The sequence below is a fragment of the Loktanella sp. IMCC34160 genome (assembly GCF_004145845.1).
Lineage (GTDB): Bacteria > Pseudomonadota > Alphaproteobacteria > Rhodobacterales > Rhodobacteraceae > SELP01.
Genome location: NZ_SELP01000002.1, coordinates 540,574 through 557,921 on the forward strand (window position 1 = coordinate 540,574; position 17,348 = coordinate 557,921).

The window sequence follows — 17,348 nt, forward strand, 5'->3', positions numbered from 1 at the left end:
CCTTCTGTCGCCGCCACCTGTCGCCCCCGTTTGCCATCCGCTCAGACCAATGCCGGTCGCGATCCTGGGACCGACCGGCAACTCTCTGGGCCAAGTCTTAGGGGGCGCTGCCTGATCCGTCCAGTGGTGCCGGCCCCATCGTCCGTGAGTGGTTGGGCCGGCACCCCCGTCCGGGAGAAAGGCAAGGTTCGGATCAGGCGCCGACGGCGAGTCGTTCGCTGTCGGACCCGGTGTCGGGATCGCGCAGCACATATCCGCGGCCCCAGACGGTTTCGATGTAATTGTCGCCACCGGTCGCCTGCGACAGCTTCTTGCGCAGCTTGCAGATGAAGACATCGATGATCTTCAGTTCCGGTTCGTCCATGCCGCCATAAAGATGATTGAGGAACATCTCCTTGGTCAGGGTCGTGCCCTTGCGCAGGCTGAGCAGTTCCAGCATCTGGTATTCCTTGCCGGTCAGATGCACCGGCGTGCCGCCCGCATCGACCGTCTTGGCATCCAGATTCACGGCAATCCGGCCGGTCTTGATCACCGATTGTGCGTGGCCCTTGGACCGGCGGATGATCGCATGGATACGGGCGACCAGTTCTTCCCGGTGGAACGGCTTGGTCAGGTAGTCGTCCGCGCCAGAGCCGAAGCCCCGCAGTTTCGATTCGGTGCCATCTTCGCCCGACAGGATCAGGATCGGCGTATCCACCTTGGCAAGCCGCAGTTGGCGTAGCACCTCGTGCCCGGTCATGTCCGGCAGGTTGATGTCCAGCAGGATCAGATCGTAGTCGTAAAGCTTGGCCAGATCGATCCCTTCCTCCCCCAGATCCGTCGTATAGACGTTCAGATTGGCATGGGTCAGCATCATTTCGATGCTTTTCGAGGTCGTGGGGTCGTCTTCCACAAGAAGAATGCGCATCCCGGGGTCTCCGCTTGTCTCAAATCATCTTCGTTAACTTAAAAGGCAATTGGTTAATTACCCGTTACCGGATGATTTGAGCTTGGCAGCTCGCCCTAGGGTTGTCTATACTTTTGGAGCGCGGTGGCTTTCAAAGCAGCTTCCCCATGCAAGGTTACGGCGGTTTCCCACTCCCGGAATTCATCGTCGGACAGGCCATAATCGTCCAGCGCCGTTTCGCGCGAGATCAGGCCCGAAGCCACCGCGCGCACCACCGCGGCCTTCCGCGACGCCACCCACCGTCGGGTTTCCTTCGCAGGCAAGTCCGCCCGGGTCATCTTTGTTCCGTCGGGCAGGGTCACAGCCCTTGGCCCTTCTACTTTTCGAAGATACATCTCTCTCACCCCTCTCGGTCGTCAGTCGAAAGCAAGGGTCAAACTGGGCGCCCAGCCTTAAGAAGGGGTGAAACCGCCCCTTGAGAGTATGTTGCATTTTCCTATATTCCTGCGGACCTCAGCCCCGATTGGATCTCCCATGCCGCTTGACCCTGCCCTGAACTCGCTTGGCTTTGCCAAACCGCCCTCGGAAACGCGGGTGGTGGTGGCCATGTCCGGCGGTGTCGACAGTTCCGTCGTGGCCGCGCAACTGGCCGAAGAAGGCTATGACGTGGTCGGCGTGACGCTGCAGCTTTACGATCACGGGGCGGCGCTGGCCAAGAAGGGCGCCTGCTGCGCCGGGCGGGATATCCACGATGCCCGCCGGGTGGCCGAGGAAATGGGGTTTCCGCACTATGTCCTCGACTACGAGAACATCTTCAAGGATGCGGTGATCGATGAGTTTGCCGACAGCTACCTTGCCGGGGCGACGCCTGTGCCCTGCATCCGCTGCAATGAGCGGGTGAAGTTCAAGGATCTGCTGGCCACCGCCAAGGACCTTGAGGCCGATTGCATGGCCACCGGCCATTACATCCAGCGCAAGATGGGACCGAACGGCCCGGAATTGCACAGCGCCGAGGACGCGAACCGCGACCAGTCCTATTTCCTGTTCTCGACCACGCCGGAACAACTGGACTATTTGCGGTTTCCACTGGGCCATCTGCCCTCGAAAGAGGCGACCCGGCAATTGGCCGCGAAATACGGGCTGGCGGTGGCGGACAAGCCCGACAGCCAGGACATCTGCTTTGTGCCCAACGGCAATTATGCGGCGGTGATCGAAAAGCTGCGCCCCGGCGCGGCCGAACCGGGCGAGATCGTGGGTGTGGATGGCACGGTGCTTGGCACCCACCGCGGGGTGATCCACTACACCATCGGACAGCGGCGGGGCCTTGGCATCGGTGGGCTGGCGGACCCGCTTTACGTGGTGAAACTGGACGTGGACACCCGGCAGGTGATCGTCGGCCCGAAAGAGATGCTGGCCACCCGCAAGATCCCGGTGCGCGAGATCAACTGGCTGGGCGATGGCGCCTTTGAGGATGCGTCCGAACGCCACGTGCTGGTCAAGGTGCGGTCCACCCGCCCCCCGCGCGAGGCGGTGATCCGGCCCATTTCCGCGACCGAGGCCGAGGTGGAACTGGTGGTTCCCGAGGAGGGCGTCAGCCCCGGTCAGGCCTGTGTCTTCTATGACGACGGAAGCAGCCGTATCCTTGGCGGCGGCTGGATCTGGAAAGGCTAAGGACAGCGGGCGGGGCCCAAGGGTCAAGACCCATGGTGACATTTGAGGGGCTCTGCCCCTCTGGCCCTGACGGGCCATTCACCCCGGGATATTTTTGACCCAAAGAAGCGGACCGCAATTCAGGATCTTTGAGTGCTTGTCACCTCGCGTTCTGCGTGTAGGCTGACAGGTATTGTTAAGGATCAATTGGATGGAAGCTGTAGTTCTCATTTTTCTGGGCGGAATTCTTGTCCTGATTTTCGCCCCGAGACGCCGATCAAGGAAGTCCCGGCCACAAGCAGTCTTAAGGCCCGAAGTACGGCGCAGGCCGCCGCCGCCCGTTCGTCGGCAATTTGACCGCGAAACGTCTGTTCCCGTGGCCGAGCCGAAGGTTTTGCGAGGTAGGGCCTGGGTGGTGGACGGCGATACCATCGTCATTCAGAAAACCCAGATCCGGTTGTTCGGGATCGACGCCCCGGAAATGAACCATCCCTATGGCAGGAAAGCGAAATGGGCGCTTCACGCCTTGTGTAAGGGGCAGATGGTTGAGGCGCGCCTGACGGAAGTTGATGGTTTTGGCCGGACTGTTGCGCGGTGCCATCTGGAGGACGGGCGCGATCTTTCTGCGGAAATGGTCAAGGCGGGCATGGCGATAGACTGGCCGAAGTTTTCCGGTGGGGAATATGGGTGTCTGGAACAGCCCGACGCGCGCAAGAAGCTTTGGCTCGCTGATGCGCGTCAGAAGGGGCGGATGTATGTTTGGAAGAAATTCGAAGCGCGGCAGGCAGAGCGGCGCAAGGATTGCTAGGGCCGGGTCGGCAGCCGGTCCAGCACGGCCCGGGCAGCCCGCAGTCCCGGGGCCTCACCGCCCTGACCAAGCCGTTCCATCGTGACCCGCATCGCGTCGATCTGCGCTGATGGGTCGGCAAGCACGTTGGACAACGCCCCTGCGATCGGGTCGGGCTGGCAATTGGCGCCGATGAATTCGGGCACCGTGCGGGTTTCAGAGACGAGGTTCACCAGCGTCACCGTATCCACCCGCAGCATCCGCCCGATGATCTGTCGTGACAGCCAGGACATGTCATAGGCGATGACCATCGGCGTCGACGCGGCCGCAAGTTCGAGCGAAACAGTGCCGGAGGCGGCGAGCGCCACATCGGCGGCGCGAAAGGCGGCCAGTTTGGCGGCCTTGTCGGCGGCCGGAATGATCAGCGGGGTAACAGGCCAGCCGGCGACCTGTTGGCGCACAAGGTCTTCGACCGGGCCAGCGCAGGGCAGGACCACCCGCGCGTCCGGATGGCGGGCCACCACCTGCCCCAGCGCCTTACCAAAGGTCTCTGACAGCCGCGCGACCTCGCCCCGCCGCGATCCGGGCAGGGCAAGGATCAGGGGTGCTGCGCCAATGCCGTGAGACGCGCGGAAGGCCTCTGCCTCGGCCTCGGTCGCAACGGGTTCCGCGACGACCGGGTGGCCGACGAAATCGCAGTCCATCCCAGCGGCGGTCATATAGGGCGGCTCGAACGGGAAAAGCGCCAGCACGTGGTCGATGACCTGCGCCATCTTCTCGGCCCTTCCCGGACGCCAGGCCCAGACCGTCGGGGCGACGTAATGGACCGTGCGAATGCTGCTGGCGGCCTTGACTAGCCGCGCGACCCGCAGGCAGAAATCCGGGCTGTCGATGGTGATCAGCACATCAGGCTGCGCCGCGATCACCGCCTCGGCCGTCTGGCGGATGCGCCGTTTCAGGTGCCGGTATTTCGGCAGGATCTCGGCGATGCCCATGAGGCTAAGCTCGTCCATCGGGAACAGGCTGCCCATGCCTTCGGCCTGCATAAGCGGGCCCCCGACCCCTTCGAATATCACATCCGGCATCAGCGACTTCAGCCCGGCCATGAGTGCCCCGCCCAGCTTGTCGCCCGACACCTCGCCCGCGATCAGGAAGACCTTCACGGTTTGACCCACAGGAACATGTCCCGTGCCTCAAGCTTGGTGACGACGATGGGGAGGTCGAGCACCATGACGCCCCCTGCCCCGATCACGATCCCGGACAGCCCCGCCTGCGCCGCAGCCTGCGCCGTGTGCGGCCCGATCAGGGGCATGTCGGCACGCAGGTCCTGCCCCGGTTTCGGCGCCTTGTAGAGGAGGCCGCCCCGCGCCGCGTCGGCAAGACCGGCCAGCAGCGCGTCGGTGCCTGCGTCCTCTTCCCGGGCGATGACCTGCCCGTCGCGCACGATTACCGCCTGCCCCAGATCGGCGCGGCCCATTTCGGCAAGCGCCTCCTGTGCGGCGGCGATATCAACGTCGATCCCGTCGGGGCGGCGACCGCAATGCATCCCGTGGGCGGGAACAAGGTCCGGCACAAGGGTGGCGGCGCCGACAACCTTGAACCCATGGTCTTCGAACAGAGTGATGATCGCCCGCAGCGCCCCGTCGTCCCCCTGTCCGATGGCGGCGGCAATTCGGGGGACCAGCGGTGCGGTGGCCGCGTCGATCCGTGCCGGGTCGATCCCGGGGCGGCGCACCGCGCCCGCCATGCAAATCTGGGTGACGCCCGCGGCCTTCAGATCCTCCAGCAGGCTGCCCAGCGTTTCCAGCCGGAACCGCCGGCGCGGCAGGTCAGGGTCGATCTCGGAAGGGAATTGTTCCAGTTCGCAGATCAGCGGCGGGTGGCCCTGCCCGGTCAGCGTCCTGACCAGGACCGGCGGAAGCCCGCCCTGCCCTGCGATCAGCGCCAGCGACATCACGGGGTCAGGAAGTTGCGGTCGGTATCGCCAAGGATGAAGTCGACCATTTCGCGGACGTAGGGGCTGTCGCTTTCGTCGGACAGACGGCGGGCGCGGTCCATGAACGATCCTTCGCCGTCCTTGAGCATCTGAAAGGCGGCCCGAAGCGCGGTGATATCGGCCCGGTCGACGCCCTTGCGCTTTAACCCGACAAGGTTCAGCCCGTCCAGCTGCCCACGCGGCCCTTGCACCAGCCCATGCGGCAGCACGTCATTGGTCACCATCGTTACCGCGCCAATAATCGCGCCACGGCCGATGCGGACCCATTGGTGGACCCCACACAGCCCGCCGATGATCACGTCATCTTCGATCACGCAATGCCCGGCCACGGCCGAGGAGTTGACGATGATCACCCGGTCCCCGACCCGCGCATCATGGGCCACGTGACAGCCCGCCATCAGCAGGCAGTCGTCGCCCACGCGGGTTTCGCCGCCGCCCCCGGCCGTGCCGGTGTTGATGGTGACATGTTCACGGATGCGGTTGCGGGCGCCGATCCGCAGGCGGGTCTTTTCACCGGTGAACTTCAGATCCTGCGGGATCTCTCCGATCACCGAGAACGGAAAGATGACCGTGCCCTCGCCAATCTGGGTGTCGCCGGTAACGACCACATGGGATTTCAGGGTCACGTTCGCGGCCAGAACCACCTCTGGCCCGATCACGCAGAACGGCCCGATCTCGCAGCCCTCTCCGATAACCGCGCCGTCTTCGATCACCGCGCTGGGATGAATGCGGCTCACGCAGGGGCCCCTTGCATATCCATCATCGCGGTGAATTCGGCCTCGGCCGCCATTTCACCATCCACGGTGGCCACGCCCTTAAATTTCCAGACCTTGCCGCCGGGTTTGCCGCGGGTGGTTTCCACCTTCATGATCAGCTGATCTCCGGGCACCACTTTGCGACGGAATTTGCAGCCGTCGATCGCCATGAAATAGACCAGAAGGTCGCCGTTGATCAGCCCCATCGTGGTGCCGACCATCACGGCGGCGGTCTGCGCCATCGCCTCGATAATGGTGACGCCGGGCATGATCGGGTTGCCGGGAAAATGCCCCTGGAAATGGGGTTCATTCATGGTGACGTTCTTGATGCCCGTCGCCGATTGGGTGCCGTCGATGTCAACGACACGGTCCACCAGAAGAAACGGGTAGCGATGCGGCAGGATCGCCTGAATCAGCTGGATATCGGCGGTGGTGGGGGCGTCAGTCATGCGGCGGGTTCCTTTCAGGTGTGGGCGCTTTGCCCGTCTTGCCACCTGAGTAGCAACAAGCCCCGCAGGCGGCAAGCATGGCCGCGCCCTATTGCGCGTCGGCGACCTGCGGCACGGTATAGACATCGGCACCGTCGCCAATCTCGGTGTCGATGGCACGCACGGCGTCATCGGTGATATCGACGGACTGAGCGAACAGGCGTACGATCCGCCGGTCCAGCAGGACGACAGCGCCCCGGTCCTGCATGAATTGCGCAAGGATCGGGTCGGCGGTCGAGATGAAGACGCTCAGCAGCTCTTCCCGCGCGGATTGCAGGGTTGTTTCCTTGGCGTCCTGCGTGGCCCGGATGATCTGGACCTTTGCGTCGAAGGCCTCGGCCTCCTCGCGGAAATCGGCGGGTGCCATATCGGGCCGCCGCGCCGCGAGGTCTTGTTCTTCGGCCTGCAGCTCCTGGGTGATGCGGCTGTTTTCCGCCTCCAGCGCGCGGGCGGCCTGATTGAATTCCGCCACCACACGTTGCCCAAACAGAGATTGGGAAAAGGCCCGGTCATAGTCGATGACCAGAACCAAGGGTGCAGTCGCGCCTGGGGCCGGCGGGACCGGCACCGGCGCGTCCTGCGCCCATGCCGGCCCGGTGGCCAAACCCGCCAGAAGCCCGAGAAGCGCCAGGCGGGTCCGCATCAGAACGTCGTCGAGACGGTCAGCTCGAAGGACCGCGGGTTGTCCTGCGGCTGGGCGTCCAGCGCCTCGGTCCAGTTGAACCGCAGCGGGCCGATCGGCGTGGTCCAGAACAACGACACACCAACCACGGACCGCGGGGTAAAATCGTTGTACAGAACGTCCGACGTATCGGCGAGCCCGGTATCCCAGAGCGACCCGTAGTCGAAGAAGACACCACCGGACATGCCGTATTCCTCGGGCAGGCCCAGCGGGAACTCCGCCTCGAGCCGGGCAACCGCATAGGCGTTGCCGCCAAGCGCGTCGTCGGTCAGCGCGTCACGCGGGCCGAACCCGCCGGGATTAAAGCCCCGCATCTGGCGGCTGGACAGGAAGAACCGGTCGATGATCCGGCTGTTGCCGTTGGCATAGGACAGAAGGCCCCCTTCCAACGTGGCCCGCAGGGTCACTTCCTCGTTCAGAACATCCGCCTCGGCCGAGGCGATGGCGGTTGTCTTGAGGAACTCCACGTCGCCGACCCCGAATTCCTGCCCGAAGCGCAGGAAGACACCGGCGGTCGGGTTCAGACCGTTGCGGCGGCTGTCCCATGTGTAAGTATAGCCGACCGAGTTGGTCCAGATGCCGCCAACAAGCCCATCGGCGATGATCGGCGCACTGGCGGTGGTGACGTCGGAAATATCCGCGTAATCGGCAGAGTAGAACACGCCAAGCCGCGAGCGTTCCCCAATCGGGAAGGTCAGCGAGGGCGAGAAGCTGAACTTCTCGGTATCGTAGAGCGCGCTTTCGTTGTCGGTGGCCGAATATTCCACGTCGAACCCGAACCGCAGATCACGGCCCAGAAGGTTCGGTTCGCCAAAGTTGAACTGGAAAACACGGTTGGTTTCGGCGGTGGACAGGTTGAAGTTGAGCGACTGCCCACGGCCCAGCCAGTTGCGCTGCGACAGGCTGGCGATCAGCGATACGCCGTTGTCAGAGTTATAGTTGGCGCCGAAGGACAGCGACCCGGTCGGCTGTTCGGTGACGTTTACATCAACGATGACCTGATCGGGGCTGGAGCCTTCGCGGGCCTGAACATCGGCGTTGCCGAAGAAACCAAGCGCGCGGATGCGTTCGGCGCTTTCGCGGATCGAACGGGGGTTGAACGGGTCACCTTCGACCACGCGGAACTGGTTGCGGACAACCCGGTCCAGCGTCGTGTTGTTCCCTTCGATGTCGATCCGTTCGACAAAGATACGTGGGCCGCGGATCAGCACATATTCGACGTCCAGCGTCAGGTCGCGGTCGTTGCGGGTGATCCGCGGATCGACCTGCATGAACTGCACGTTGTTCTGAAGCGCCAGCCGTTCCAGCCGCGCGATATCGGTCTCGATCGCGACCGGCGAATAATAGTCGCCATTGCTGGTGCGCAGCGCGGATTCGTAGACTTCGGGATCGACCTCGGGCAGTTCGCTCGACAGGGTGATGTTGCCGAACCGGTAGCGCTGGCCTTCCTGCACGTTGAAGGTGATCAGGTAGGCGTCGCGCTGACGGGTCAGCGACACATCGACGGATTGCACGGTGAAATCGACATAGCCGCGCGAGCGGTAGAAATCCGTCAGCACCTGTTTGTCGAACTCAATCCGGTCGGCAACAAAGGTGTCGCGCTGGATCAGGGCCCGCAGAATGCCCGCCTGCTTGGTTTCCAGCACGCGGCGCAGGCGCCGGTCGGAATAGTTGCGGTTGCCGACAAAGCTGATCCGCTCGATCTCGGTCACGCCGCCTTCAAAGACCTCAAACACAAGATCGACGCGGTTGTCGGACCGGCGGATGATGCGCGGGGTCACGGTGGCGTTGATCCGCCCCTGATCGGCATAGGCCTGGGAAATGGCGGCTACGTCCGCCTCGGCCTGGGCGGGGCTGTAGACGCGGCGCGGCTGGGACCGGACCAGCGGACGCAACTCGTCATCGCCCAACCGGCGGTTCCCTTCAAAGTTGATCCGGTTGATCGTCGGGTATTCCACGACCGTGATGACAAGCGTGTTGCCGCGCGGGATCGCATCCACGCTTTCGAACAGGCCTGTGGCGCGAATCCGCTGGATCCCGTCGTTCAGATCGGCGGCTGAAACCGCCTCTCCGCGGGTCACGCCGAGGTAGCTGAGAATCGTGGAGGTTTCGATCCGCTGGTTGCCTTCGACCTGAACCGAGGTGAAGACAAAGCTTTGCGCCACCGCTCGGGATGCTGGCAGGGCAGCCAAGGCAATGAAAACAAATACGAAAAAGGCGCGGGCAAAACCCACGGTTCGCACAAAGGCGCTATTGTTGTTCATATGCATAAATCCAGCCACTTCAGACATCCCAGGTACTAGATGAAGTAGCTGCTATGGGGGGGCTTGTCAAAACGAAGAACGCGCCCGAGGGGGCGCGCTACTTATCCACAGGCGGGGCGACTTATCCCCGTCAGAACGACCCCATGAGCGAGCCGAGCCAGAGGGCTGCGATGATCGCCGCGCCAAACAACATCCGATCCAGGTTCAGGGTGAACAGGAAGGACAGGCTACGGTATCCGGCGCTGATGGTCTGCATGGTCTTTGCCCCATGAATTCGATTGTCGATGAAGAAATCATCGCCCCGAAATGTGGCGCAAAGGTGGCGAGGACGCGACGCTTTGGTGAAATCGCCCTGGTCCGACCCCTAGCAGAGGAACAGCTCGTTGGTCAGGGCGAAGACCATCAGCGACAGGATCAGGGTCAGCCCGATCGTGAACATCACCCGCAGCACCTTGTCCGACGGGGGCTTGCCGGTCACGGCCTCGTAGGCGTGGAACACAAGATGGCCGCCATCCAGAACCGGGATCGGGAACAGGTTCAACAGGCCAACCGCCGTCGACAGGAAGCCAAGGAACGTGATGAAATCGGCCAGCCCCGCCGCCGCCATGGCACCGGACGCCTGCGCGATCCCGACCGGGCTGGACAGGTTGCAGGTCGAGATATCGCCAACGATCATGTACCACATCCCCGACAGGGACAGCTTGATCACATACCAGACCTGCCAGGCGCCGTTTTCAATCGCCGTCCACAGGCCCGGAAACTCGGTTTCCGCGTCCAGCACGATGCCGCCGTTGATCCCCATGATATAGCGGGTTTCGAAAGTGCCGTCAGAGCGGGGCACATCCGACATCTCGGGCGTGATCGCGATTTGCAGCGTCTCCCCTGCCCGCCAGATATCAAGGATCAACTCGCCCCCGCCCGAGGCGTTCACAATCTGGATCATCTGATCGAAGGCAAAGACGGGCTGCCCGTTGATGGCCGTGACCACATCGCCCTCTTTCACGCCCGCGGGCGCGGCGGGTTTGTCGAAACTGATGCTTTGGACGGTGGTGGTCTGCGGGTACGGGCCAAGGACGACCATCTCGGTCCCGTCGCGGCGAATGGTGTAATCCAGCGCGGGTTCCAGTGGCAGAGCGTCCAGCACGTCGGACAGGTCCTCGCCCCGGCTGATCTCCATCCCCTCGATCGCAAGGATCTGATCACCTTCCTGAAGCTCCACCACATAGGGCGCAGGAAGGTCAGGGACGCTGCGAACGGTCATCGGGTAGGACACGATGCCGTAGATCATCCCGAAAATGGCAAAGACAACGGCGGAAAAGATGAAATTGGCCAGCGGCCCGGCGAAAACGGTTGCCGACCGGGCCCAAAGCGGCGCGCCAAGCATGGTGTTGCGCCCGCCCTTGGTGCCGCCCGCGCTGGCCGCATTGGCATCGCCCAGAAACTTCACGTAGCCACCCAAGGGCAGTGCCGCGATCTGCCAGCGGGTGCCGTGCTTGTCCATCCGGCTCCAGATCACCGGGCCAAAGCCCAGCGAGAAAACCTCGGCATGGATGCCGGACCAGCGCCCCACGATGTAGTGGCCGTATTCATGCACCGCGACGATGACCGACAGGGCGACGACAAAGGCGGCAAGGGTCCAGCCGATGCTGCCGAAGAAGGGGATGAAATCTGCCATGGGCCTCTTGATCTAAGTCTTTTGGGCAAGCGCGGTGGCGATCCGCCGGGCCTGCGTGTCGATCTCTGCCACCCTATCTAGGCACATCGGGGCATTTTGCAGCCCCAGATCGGGAGAGATTTGGGCGAGCGTCTCTTCCACGACCCCTGACATGTCCATGAAGCCGATCTTTTCGGCGATGAACGCGTCCAGAGCGGCCTCTTTCGCGGCGTTGAAGGCCGCCCCGGCATAGCCGCCCGCCGCCATCACCTCGCGGGCAAGGCGCAGGGCGGGATAACGGGCCTCATCGGGCGCGCGGAACGTCAGCTGCCCGATCCTGGCAAGGTCCAGTCGCTCGACCGGCAGGGGCCTGCGGGTTGGGTGGTTCAGGGCGAAGCCGATGGCGTGGCGCATATCGGGCGGGCCGACATGGGCCATCAGCGCCCCATCGGCAAAGCCCACCAGAGCGTGGATCAGGCTTTCGGGGTGCACCAGCACCTCGATCTGATCCGGCGTGAGGCCAAAGAATTCATGCGCTTCAATGACTTCCAGCGCCTTGTTGAACAGGGACGCGCTGTCGATGGTGATCCGCTGACCCATCGCCCAATTCGGATGGGTCGCGGCCTGCGCGACGGTGGCGCGGGCCATATCCTCAAGCGGCCAATCGCGAAAGGCCCCGCCGGATGCGGTGATGATGACCCGTTCCACGGCGGCAAGGTCTTCGCCAATCAGGGCCTGAAAGATGGCGGAATGTTCGCTGTCAACCGGCAGGATGCGGGCGTCATGGGCGGCGGCCTCGGCCAGAAGGATCGGACCGGCGCAAACCAGCGATTCCTTGTTGGCCAGCGCCAGCGTCGCCCCCTGTCGCACCGCTTCGATCCCAGGGCGCAGGCCCGCCGCGCCGACGATGGCGGACATGACCCAATCGGCGGGGCGCTGCGCGGCCTCGATCAGGGCGGGTTCGCCCGCCGCCACCTCGACCCCGCTGCCGGCAAGCCTGTCGCGTAACGCGGGCAACAGCGCCGGGTCGGCGGTGACGGCGACATCGGCCCGAAGCCGGATCGCATCCCGTGCCAGCTGGTCGATGTTCTGTCCGCCGGTCAGCGCGACCACGTCATACCGGTCCGGGTCGCGGGCAATCAGGTCGAGCGTGTTCTGCCCGATGCTGCCGGTTGCCCCAAAGACCGAAATCCGCCGCACGTCAGGCCCCGGCAATCAGGCTATTGATCACGAAAAGAAACAACCCCGCCCCGGCCAGCGCATCGAAGCGGTCCAGCAGGCCACCGTGTCCGGGGATCAGGTTCGAACTGTCCTTGATGCCGGTCGCCCGTTTGATCGCGCTTTCGGCGATATCGCCGATCTGCCCGGCAAAGGCGGTCAGGATCGACAACAGGATCAGGATCGGCGGTGCCCCCCCGATCACGACCAATCCCCAGCCGATCAACCCGGCCCCGACCCAGCCCGCGACGGTGCCAGACCATGTTTTCTTGGGGCTGACACGGGGCCAGAATTTCGGCCCGCCCATGGTCCGGCCCGCGAAATAGCCCATCACGTCAGAGGCGATGATCACCAGCACGATCCAGATGATCCAGAAAAACCCGCCATCGGCCCCGCGCAACATGACCAGATACCAGACCGCCAATTGCAACCCATAGGCATAAAGCGGCACCCAAAGGCGCAGTTTCCGGCCCTCCCAGGCCAAAAGACCCGGCACAGCAAGGAACAACAGGTAGAACGGCAGCAGTCCGCCCGGCCCGATGGCCAGCGCCATGAAAACGGCCCCTAGCGCACCCGCGGCCACATGTTTTGCATTGTTGTCAGGGATCACCATCCGGGCCAGTTCCCAGACCATCAGCCCGGTCACGACCACCCCAAGCGCGGCAAGGGCAAGCCCCCCGGCCCAGATCGCCCCGGCGCCGATCACGACCATCACAAGCGCGGACAGAACCCGCGCCCGAAGGTCGGTCCAGTTACCGCCCTCAGTTGACATCGGCCTCTCGCACCGCGCCGAACCGGCGATCCCGGCCCGAGAAGTTGCCGACCACGCGGGCAAATTCGGTGCGGGTGAAATCCGGCCAGAGCGTATCGACGAATTCATACTCGGCATAGGCCGACTGCCAGAGAAGGAAATTGGAAATCCGCGCCTCGCCGCTGGTGCGGATCACAAGGTCGGGGTCGGGCAGCACATGGGTATCAAGGAATTTGGCCAGCGTTTCGGCGTCGACGTCCTTGTAGGACAGGCGGCCCTGTTCGACCTCATAGGCCAGCCGCTTGGCCGCGCGGGTGACCTCGTCCCGGCCGCCATAGTTGATGGCGACTGTCAGGTGGCATTTGTCGTTCTTCTCGGTCAGCAGTTCCAGGTGATCCATCAGGTCCACCAGATCATCGGCCAGTTTCACCCGGTCACCGATGAACCGGACCCGCACGCCCGCCTCGAACAGGTCGCGGGCCTCGCGCTGGATGTAGCGTTTGAACAGCTTCATCAGACCGGCAACTTCGGTCTGGGTGCGTTTCCAGTTCTCTGTCGAAAAGGCAAAGATGGTCAGATATTTGACGCCCAGATCGGGACAGGATTCCACGATCTCGCGGACCCGTTTCGCCCCGGCGTGGTGCCCGAAAAGACGCGGCCGCCCGCGCATCTGCGCCCAGCGGCCGTTGCCGTCCATGATGATGGCGACGTGACGCGGGCCGTTTTTCTGGCTGTCTTTCGCCATCACCACTTCCTTTTTACGCGACGGTGTACCCCGTCAGACCTGCATGATCTCGGCTTGCTTGGTTTCCAGCATCGCGTCGATCTTCTTGACGTAGGTGTCGGTCAGGTCCTGCACTTCGGATTCCCAGAACTTCTGATCGTCCTCGGACAGACCATCGGCCTTGGCCTTCTTGACCTGATCCATCCCGTCGCGGCGCAGGTTGCGGATCGCCACGCGGGCGTGTTCGGCATAGTTGCCGGCGACCTTGGTCAGCTCGCGGCGGCGTTCTTCGTTCAGTTCCGGGATGGGCAGCATGATGATGGTGCCGTTCAGCTGCGGATTGATCCCTAGCCCGCTTTCCCGGATCGCCTTTTCCACCTTGCCGACAAGTCCCTTGTCCCAGACGTTGATCGTGACCATGCGCGGTTCGGGCACGTTCACGGTGCCGACCTGGTTGATCGGGGTCATCTGGCCATAGGCATCCACCTGAACCGGCTCAAGCATAGAGGCCGAGGCACGGCCGGTCCGCAGGGATGCGAATTCCGTGCGCAACGCGGCAAGCGCACCGTCCATGCGGCGGGTCAGGTCATCGGTATCGAGTTCGAAATCATCGGACATCTGCTCTGCTCACTCTTCTTGGGGCAGTTGTTTGCGAAAGGGTTTAGTCCACGAGGGGGCAAATGTATAGACCATCCGCCCCCGGGATCGTGCAGCGCTTGTGCAGGCGCTAGCCGTGGACCTTGGTGTAGGTGCCTTCACCGGCAAGGATACCCTTGAACCCGCCGGGCTCGTCCAGACTGAAGACGATGATCGGCAGATCGTTGTCTCGGGCCAACGCGATGGCCGAGGCATCCATGACGCCCAGCCGTTTCTGCAACACGTCATCATAGCTGACAGTGTCATAGCGCGTGGCGTCGGCGTGTTTCACCGGGTCCTTGTCATAGACCCCGTCCACCTTGGTGCCCTTGAAGATCGCCTCGCAGTTCATTTCGTTGGCGCGCAGGGTCGCGGCGGTGTCGGTGGTGAAATAGGGGTTACCGGTGCCGGCGGCAAAGATGCAGACCCGTTTCTTTTCAAGGTGGCGGACGGCGCGGCGGCGGATATAAGGCTCGGCCACCTCGTCCATGCGGATGGCGCTGATGACGCGGGTGAAAACCCCCAGCCCTTCCAGCGCGGATTGCATGGCCAGCGCGTTCATCACCGTGGCCAGCATCCCCATATAATCGGCGGTTGTCCGTTCCATCCCCTGGGCGCTGCCCTGAAGGCCGCGGAAGATGTTGCCGCCACCGATCACCATGCAAATCTCGACCCCCATGTCGTGGACCGATTTCACCTCGCGTGCGATCCGCTCGACCGTCGGCGGATGCAGGCCGAATGCCGTGTCCCCCATCAGCGCCTCCCCGGAAATCTTCAGCATCACGCGTTTGAAGGTGGTTTTTCCGGTGTCGTCGCTTGAATCGGTCATAGGGAGCCTTCCAAAACTTGGGGGGTGCTTTCTTCGCGCCGCAAGATGTATGAAAAGGGCTGCGGGTTCAATAAGCCGTGGCAGGTTTGCGGCGGTTTTTCCGGCCGCACCGAAACGCACAGCGGGCAACAGGGGATCAGATGCGCGAAACAGGCCTTGATCTGTCAGCCATCCCGGCGGACCTGCCGGTGGTGATTGCCGGGCCGACCGCCTCGGGCAAGTCCGCGCTGGCGCTGGCGATCGCGGCGGGGTCTGGCGGCGTCGTGGTGAATGCCGATGCGCTGCAAATCTTCGACGGTTGGCGCATTCTGACCGCCCGGCCCAGCCGGGATGAAGAGGCGGTCTCGCCCCACGCGCTTTACGGCCATATGCCCTATGACGCGGAGTATTCCGTGGGCCACTGGCTGCGCGACGTGACCCCCTTTCTGTCCGGGCCGGCCCGTCCGATCATCGTCGGGGGAACCGGGCTGTATCTGACGGCGCTGACCGAAGGGTTGGCCGAGATCCCCGCGACCCCGCCGGAGATCCGGGTCGAGGCAGATACGATCCCCCTGCCCCAGCTTGTGGCCGACCTTGACCCGCGCAGCCGCAACCGGATCGACCTGAACAACCGCGCCCGCGTTCAAAGGGCGTGGGAGGTGCTGCGCGCCACCGGACGCGGGATCGCGGACTGGCAGGCCGATACGCCGCGGCCGCTGCTGCCCGCCGATCAGGCCCATTGCGTGGTTCTGATGCCGGAAAAAGAATGGCTTAACGACCGGATCACCCGGCGGTTCGACATGATGTTGTCCCAAGGCGCGCTGGAGGAGGCGGAGGCGATGCTGCCCAACTGGAACCCGGCGCATCTGTCATCCAAGGCCATCGGCGCCCCCGAGCTGATTGCGCATCTGAAAGGCGAGATCACGCTGGATGACGCCCGCGAACGCGCCATCATCGCCAGCCGCCAATATGCCAAGCGTCAAAGAACTTGGTTTCGGGCCCGAATGGCCGGGTGGGAAAAGATACAGAAGTTATCCACAGGGTAATCCCCGGAAATTGACTGTTTCCGCCCGCTTCTGCCGTTGTTTTACAGGCGCGCCCGGTCCAAACTTGCACATATCGAACACGTGTCGAGGGGATGGGACATGGACTTTCAGGATCCGGCTTTGGCCAATCGCCTGTCGCTGACCGCAGTTGGCTACAATTCATCGACCGGCAAATGGCGGACCGAGGCGATGCGCAGCCACAGCTCTCCCCGGCTTTTGTACATCGGGAAGGGTCAGGGGCGGATCACCATCGCTGGTCTGACGCGCGGCTATGGGCCGAACAACCTGATCTTCATCCCTGCCCGCACCATGTATGGATTCGAGGTTGGACCGACCGTCTTTGGCCAGATGCTGACCATTCCCGCCGCCATGGCCGCCGAATGGCCGGACGAACCGGTGCATCTGCGGTTGCGCGATGTGCTTGGTCAGAAGGAACTGGCCCAGTTGTTCGACAATCTGGAACGGGAACTCGTCTCGGCCCGGTCGGGGCACAGCCGCGCGGCCCATTACCATCTTGGCCTTCTGTCGGTGCTGTTCGAACGGCAGATGGACCTTCAGGCCCAGCAGGAGCCGGTCGGCAAGGACCGCACGACCAGCGCCGCCGCGAAACTGGTCGCGGCCTATTCCGATCTGGTCGACCGGGATTTCAGATCGTCCAAGGGGGTGGCCGATTATGCCGCCGCGCTTGGGGTAACGCCCACCCATCTGACCCGCTGCTGCAAGCAGACCTGCGGAAAATCAGCCCTTGCCATTCTGAATGACCGAACCCTGTTCGAGGCACGGATGTTGTTGCGGCAAACCCGGCAACCGGTGCAAGCGATCGCAGCCAATCTTGGCTTTACCTCTCCCGCCTATTTCAGCCGCGCCTTCCACAGCGCCACCGGGCAAACCCCTTCGGCGTTCCGTCGTTTGGGACCGATTGCAAATCCGCGCTAGGCAGGTCCGGCGCGGGCCCTGACAGCATGCGATTGCATACATTGCCCATGTCGCAAACATAACGGTC

General features: G+C 63.4%; 19 protein-coding genes. 4 read left to right on the forward strand and 15 right to left on the reverse strand.

Features of this window, described 5'->3' with window-relative positions:
* Positions 1-193: 193 nt before the first annotated feature.
* Together EU803_RS06955 and EU803_RS06960 are read right to left on the reverse strand one after the other, a co-directional pair.
* Positions 194-907 (reverse strand): response regulator transcription factor CtrA, encoded by a 714-nt coding sequence (locus EU803_RS06955; protein ID WP_129681136.1) that lies wholly within the window; start codon positions 905-907, stop codon positions 194-196.
* 95 nt (positions 908-1,002) lie between these two features.
* On the reverse strand, positions 1,003-1,281 hold the full coding sequence (locus EU803_RS06960) for a DUF1153 domain-containing protein (RefSeq protein WP_129681138.1): 279 nt from the start codon (positions 1,279-1,281) through the stop codon (positions 1,003-1,005).
* A 139-nt stretch (positions 1,282-1,420) separates the two neighbouring features.
* Between EU803_RS06960 and mnmA the strand changes: the two genes are divergently transcribed.
* Together mnmA and EU803_RS06970 are read left to right on the forward strand one after the other, a co-directional pair.
* Positions 1,421-2,557 carry a tRNA 2-thiouridine(34) synthase MnmA gene (gene mnmA / locus EU803_RS06965; protein WP_129681140.1) on the forward strand — a complete coding sequence of 379 codons (1,137 nt, stop codon included), beginning with the start codon at positions 1,421-1,423 and terminating at the stop codon, positions 2,555-2,557.
* A 190-nt stretch (positions 2,558-2,747) separates the two neighbouring features.
* Positions 2,748-3,344, forward strand: coding sequence for a thermonuclease family protein (locus EU803_RS06970; RefSeq protein WP_129681142.1), 597 nt, complete (start codon positions 2,748-2,750; stop codon positions 3,342-3,344).
* Here the strand turns inward: EU803_RS06970 and lpxB are convergent.
* The 13 genes from lpxB to pyrH all read right to left on the reverse strand — a co-directional run bounded on the left by lpxB (position 3,341) and on the right by pyrH (position 15,320).
* A complete protein-coding gene (gene lpxB / locus EU803_RS06975) occupies positions 3,341-4,486 on the reverse strand; it encodes a lipid-A-disaccharide synthase (RefSeq protein WP_129681144.1) in 1,146 nt (381 codons plus the stop codon). The genes EU803_RS06970 and lpxB overlap by 4 nt on opposite strands.
* Positions 4,483-5,277: a UDP-2,3-diacylglucosamine diphosphatase LpxI gene (gene lpxI / locus EU803_RS06980; protein ID WP_129681146.1), complete on the reverse strand. Its 795-nt coding sequence runs from the start codon at positions 5,275-5,277 to the stop codon at positions 4,483-4,485. Before lpxI ends, lpxB begins: the two co-directional genes overlap by 4 nt.
* On the reverse strand, positions 5,277-6,056 hold the full coding sequence (gene lpxA, locus EU803_RS06985) for an acyl-ACP--UDP-N-acetylglucosamine O-acyltransferase (RefSeq protein ID WP_129681148.1): 780 nt from the start codon (positions 6,054-6,056) through the stop codon (positions 5,277-5,279). Before lpxA ends, lpxI begins: the two co-directional genes overlap by 1 nt.
* A complete protein-coding gene (fabZ, locus tag EU803_RS06990; RefSeq protein ID WP_129681150.1) occupies positions 6,053-6,523 on the reverse strand; it encodes a 3-hydroxyacyl-ACP dehydratase FabZ in 471 nt (156 codons plus the stop codon). Before fabZ ends, lpxA begins: the two co-directional genes overlap by 4 nt.
* An 88-nt stretch (positions 6,524-6,611) precedes the next feature.
* Entirely contained in the window at positions 6,612-7,205 is a 594-nt protein-coding gene (locus tag EU803_RS06995) for an OmpH family outer membrane protein (RefSeq protein ID WP_129681151.1), read from the reverse strand.
* Positions 7,205-9,508, reverse strand: coding sequence for an outer membrane protein assembly factor BamA (gene bamA, locus EU803_RS07000; protein ID WP_129681153.1), 2,304 nt, complete (start codon positions 9,506-9,508; stop codon positions 7,205-7,207). Before bamA ends, EU803_RS06995 begins: the two co-directional genes overlap by 1 nt.
* Positions 9,509-9,638: 130 nt before the next feature.
* Complete coding sequence (locus EU803_RS18870; protein WP_277985704.1) at positions 9,639-9,764, reverse strand: hypothetical protein; 126 nt, start codon at positions 9,762-9,764, stop codon at positions 9,639-9,641.
* 108 nt (positions 9,765-9,872) lie between these two features.
* Positions 9,873-11,183, reverse strand: coding sequence for an RIP metalloprotease RseP (gene rseP / locus EU803_RS07005; RefSeq protein ID WP_129681155.1), 1,311 nt, complete (start codon positions 11,181-11,183; stop codon positions 9,873-9,875).
* Positions 11,184-11,195: 12 nt separating this feature from the next.
* On the reverse strand, positions 11,196-12,362 hold the full coding sequence (gene dxr, locus EU803_RS07010) for a 1-deoxy-D-xylulose-5-phosphate reductoisomerase (protein ID WP_129681157.1): 1,167 nt from the start codon (positions 12,360-12,362) through the stop codon (positions 11,196-11,198).
* 1 nt (position 12,363) lies between these two features.
* Positions 12,364-13,152, reverse strand: coding sequence for a phosphatidate cytidylyltransferase (locus tag EU803_RS07015; RefSeq protein ID WP_129681159.1), 789 nt, complete (start codon positions 13,150-13,152; stop codon positions 12,364-12,366).
* On the reverse strand, positions 13,142-13,876 hold the full coding sequence (gene uppS / locus EU803_RS07020; protein WP_129681161.1) for a polyprenyl diphosphate synthase: 735 nt from the start codon (positions 13,874-13,876) through the stop codon (positions 13,142-13,144). The genes EU803_RS07015 and uppS overlap by 11 nt, the downstream gene beginning before the upstream one ends.
* Positions 13,877-13,909: 33 nt before the next feature.
* Positions 13,910-14,473, reverse strand: a complete 564-nt coding sequence (frr, locus tag EU803_RS07025) for a ribosome recycling factor (protein WP_129681163.1) — start codon at positions 14,471-14,473, stop codon at positions 13,910-13,912.
* Positions 14,474-14,582: 109 nt separating this feature from the next.
* The gene (gene pyrH, locus EU803_RS07030; RefSeq protein WP_129681165.1) at positions 14,583-15,320 is read right to left on the reverse strand and encodes a UMP kinase; all 738 of its coding nucleotides are present in this window, start codon (positions 15,318-15,320) and stop codon (positions 14,583-14,585) included.
* A 140-nt stretch (positions 15,321-15,460) separates the two neighbouring features.
* Here pyrH and miaA point away from each other — a divergent pair, with 140 nt between their 5' ends.
* Positions 15,461-16,345: a tRNA (adenosine(37)-N6)-dimethylallyltransferase MiaA gene (gene miaA / locus EU803_RS07035; RefSeq protein WP_129681167.1), complete on the forward strand. Its 885-nt coding sequence runs from the start codon at positions 15,461-15,463 to the stop codon at positions 16,343-16,345.
* 99 nt (positions 16,346-16,444) lie between these two features.
* Entirely contained in the window at positions 16,445-17,281 is an 837-nt protein-coding gene (locus EU803_RS07040) for an AraC family transcriptional regulator (protein ID WP_129681169.1), read from the forward strand.
* The last annotated feature ends 67 nt before the right edge of the window (positions 17,282-17,348 follow it).